The organism is Streptomyces sp. NRRL WC-3549, assembly GCF_000721935.1.
GTDB lineage: Bacteria > Actinomycetota > Actinomycetes > Streptomycetales > Streptomycetaceae > Streptomyces.
Map to the genome: position 1 here is coordinate 43,905 of NZ_KL585413.1, position 2,571 is coordinate 46,475.

The following is a 2,571-nucleotide window of genomic DNA, read 5'->3' on the forward strand; positions in this document are numbered from 1 at the left end:
AGATGTGTATAAGAGACAGACTCAGTTCGCCTCCGCGGTCTCCGGGGCCGGCGGCTCCAGATGGGGGGCCAGCCAGGTCGGTACACCGCCCAGCAGCCGGAACAGCCGGCCCGCCTCGGCGCGCAGCCGGGCCGCCTCGGGTCCGGTCTCCGTGTGGGCGAGCGAGATGAGGGCCGGCGCGGTTCCCACCAGGTAGCCCAGTTCCTCCCGTATCCGCAGCGACTCCGTGAAGCCGTGCCGTGCCTCGGCGAGTTCGCCCTCGCGCAGGGCGAGCGAGGCCAGATGCCGCCAGGTGAAGGAGAGCAGTAAGTCGTCCCCCTGGGCCGTGGCCCCCGCGTGCGCCCTGCGGTAGGCGGCGCGCGCCGACTGGGGGGCGTCGGCGATGTTCTGCGCGATCAGGCCCCGCCGGAAGTCCAGCAGCGGACGGCCGGGTGCCGCCGGGGGGAGCAGGGCCGCCGCGCGGCTGAGCGCCACACTCGCCTCGTCGGCCCGGTCGCGCGCCCCCAGCAGGGTCGAGGCGTACGCGAGGTAGCCGCGCTCGCAGGCCGCCGCGCCGCGTCCGAGGTCGTCGTGGGCGAGCGCCTCGGCCGTACGCAGCGCGTCCTCGGCGTCCGTCCAGCCGGTCCCCGTGTACAGGCACCGCTCGGTCAGCAGCGACGTGCGCTGGAGGGCCGCCGCGGGATCGGCGGACGCGTGGGGTTCGAGCAGCGCGGCCGCGTCGGTCCAGCAGGCCCGTGAGCGCAGCCGCCACACCGCTGTCTGGAGCGGCGGACCGCCCTCGGATGTCGTTCCGGAACCAGACATGGCGGTATGCGCCACATTGCCCTCCCCGAGCGCGCCATCGAGCTGTGGAGGTCGGCCGGCTCGTCCCGCCGGTCGGCCTGAGTCTGCGCGCATCTCAGCACGGAATGGCACGCCGGGCCAAGGGGTCGGGACAATGTCAGGTGAAAGATTTCACAATCGGCCTGGGCCCGGCGTGGCCGTGGTAGGGCCGTGGAATCAGCTCATACGCAGGGCGAGGAAGAAGTCGAGCTTGTCCTCGAGGCGGGAAAGGTCACGTCCCGTCAACTGCTCGATACGTCCGACGCGGTAGCGCAGCGTGTTGACGTGCAGGTGCAGCCGGCTCGCGCAACGGGTCCAGGAACCGTCGCAGTCGAGGAAGGCCTCCAGGGTCTCGATCAGTTCCGCGCGGTGGCGCCGGTCGTAGTCGCGCAGGGGGTCCAGGAGCCGCGCGGTGAAGGCCCTCCGCACGTCGTCCGGTACGAACGGCAGCAGCAGGACGTGCGAGGCGAGCTCGTGGTGCCCGGCGGCGCAGACCCGGCCCGGACGGGCGGCGGCGACCCGGCGTGCGTGCCTGGCCTCCTCCAGCGCGCCGCGCAGCCCCTCCGCGGAGTGCACGGCGGCACTGACACCCAGTGTCAGACGGCCGTCGTCCGCGAGCCCGGCGGAGAGCGGGTCGTGGACGGCTGCGAGGAGGCGGTCGGCGTGCAGCGCGCTCTGCCACGGCCCGGCGGCGGACACGGCGTCCTCGGGTGTTCCGGAGCCGCCCGCGGGTGTTCCGGAACCGCCCGCCTGCCTCGCGGCGGAACCGGAGGCCGCGGACGTCCCGGGAGCCCCGGACGCGGGCCCCTGGGGCGTGCCGCCCCCGGTGCCCTTGCCGGACCGCTCCCGCCCGCCCCGTGCGGCACCCTCCGGGGCCGCCGGGCCGGTGGGCAGCGGTACGAGGGCGACGGCCTCACCGCCCGAGTGCGCGACGGCGATCCGGTCGGCGGAGTCGGGCCCCGTCACCGAGGGATCGACCAGGATCTCCTCCAGCAGTGCCTGGGCGGCCCGGCCGTCCTCCGGCTCCGCTGCGCCGTCCGTGCGCTCCTGCGCCCATTCGACCCGGCCGACGACGACCTGCCAGTGCGGGGCGGTGCCGAGCCCCGGCAGCAGGACCGGGGCGGCCACCCGCAGCCGGGCGGAGATCTCCGAGGGGGCGGCCCCCGCCTGGACCAGCTCCAGGATCTCCTGGGCCAGCCGGCGGCGTACCGTGCGGGCGGCGTCGCGGCGGTCGCGTTCCACCGCGATGAGCTGCGTGACCCCCTGGAGCAGGTCGAGGCGGGCCGGAGGCCAGTCGCCCGCGTCGGCCTCCACGGCCAGCAGCCAGTCGGAGAGCACCGACTCGCGTACGTCCTGCGACGCCTCCGGCGCGGGGCCCCGGCCGCCGTGGATCGGGAACAGCGAGTACGTGGTACCGGCCGTACGCGCCCGGTGGGGGCCCCTGCGCCCGGTGCGGGCCGCCGCGAGGTGCTGCCCGGCCAGGGCGGTGGCGACGGGGGCGGCCAGCGGTTCGCCGGCCCCGGCGATCTGCCGCCCGGTGGGGGACAGGACCCACGCCCGCAGGTCCAGGTCCGAGGTGAGCAGGTCCAGGACCACCTCGTGGCCGCCGCCCGCCGGGCCCGACGTCATCAGCCGGCGGTGCCGGTCCACGACCGCGGCGAGGTCGTCCGCCCGCTCCCCGGAGACCTGGCGGACCACGTACTCGGTGACCGTGGCGAACGCCACCTTCTCGTGCACGGCGAACAGCGG

General features: G+C 75.7%; 2 protein-coding genes. Both read right to left on the reverse strand.

The genetic code is table 11. From position 1 onward, the window contains the following. Nucleotides 1-21 precede the first annotated feature (21 nt). Nucleotides 22-804, reverse strand: a complete 783-nt coding sequence (locus IH13_RS0121015) for a hypothetical protein (RefSeq protein ID WP_031086701.1) — start codon at nt 802-804, stop codon at nt 22-24. Nucleotides 805-999: 195 nt separating this feature from the next. Further along, on the reverse strand, nt 1,000-2,571 hold a 1,572-nt coding region (locus tag IH13_RS0121020; protein ID WP_031086703.1), incomplete at its 5' end, for a helix-turn-helix domain-containing protein.

Coding starts and splice junctions, on each gene's coding strand:
- IH13_RS0121015 (WP_031086701.1), bottom strand. CDS start 804: ATGTCTGGTTCCGGAACGACATCCGAGGGCGGTCCGCCGCTCCAGACA.